Below are 871 nucleotides of genomic sequence, written 5' to 3'. Positions count from 1 at the left end.
GGTCGACCCCGATGTATGCCGCACTGAACTTGAACCTGCACCAAAGCCTCGAAGAGCCGACGCCGCTCGTCGTCGGTCAGCAGGTTGTACCGCGCCATCGAGACCCTCGGCAGAGAGCGATCGGGTCAGACCACCTCAGCGCCGAAAGCGAGTCCAGCGGGAATGATCCGCCCGTGTCCGCAAGAGCATCGCTCAACGGACCGCCTGGAGCGGGACGGCCCTCCGCCTCCGTGACAACCGATCCCCGTCGCCGGGCGACCATGTTCTTGCTTTGTCCGGCGAAAGGTGCACTGGCGGAAAAACCTTGCGGTGCCCCCTCGATCGGCCCGATCAGGTGTGGGCGATGGACATCAGCTACATCCCCATGAAGCGCGGCTTCGTCTATCTGGCCGCCGTGATCGACTGGTTCACCCGCCGGGTGCTGGCCTGGCGGGTGTCGATCAGCATGGAGGTGGATTTTTGCCTTGAGGCCGTCGAGGAGGCCATGGCCCGGCACGGCAAACCCGACATCTTCAACACCGACCAGGGCAGCCAGTTCACCAGCGCCGCCTTCACCGGCCTGCTGGCCGCCAACGGCGTCAAGATCAGCATGGACGGCAAGGGCGCCTGGCGCGACAACGTCTTTGTCGAACGCCTGTGGCGGTCGGTCAAATACGAGGAGGTCTATCTGCGGGCCTACGACAGTGTCGCCGAGGCCCGCGCCTCGATCGGCCGCTACCTGGACTTCTACAACCGCAAGCGCCCGCATTCGAGCCTGGGCGCCCGAACGCCGGACCAGGCCTATTTCGACCACCAACCCCGGCCAAACTCAACCGGCAGCGATTCCACTTAACCAACGCTGATCCCTGTCCAGACAATCCCGGCCACCGCT

1 pseudogene is annotated in these 871 nt (G+C 64.8%); it reads left to right on the top strand.

From position 1 onward, the window contains the following. Window positions 1-316: 316 nt before the first annotated feature. Window positions 317-832 (top strand): annotated as a pseudogene (locus FFK22_RS41970) (IS3 family transposase); the annotation flags it as partial. Between the last annotated feature and the right edge of the window lie 39 nt (window positions 833-871).

Origin of the sequence: Mycobacterium sp. KBS0706, assembly GCF_005938675.2 — a bacterium.
Classification (GTDB): domain Bacteria; phylum Pseudomonadota; class Alphaproteobacteria; order DSM-16000; family Inquilinaceae; genus Inquilinus.
Note: the sequence above shows the minus strand (reverse complement) of the source record. Positions and strands in the feature narration are given on the sequence as shown.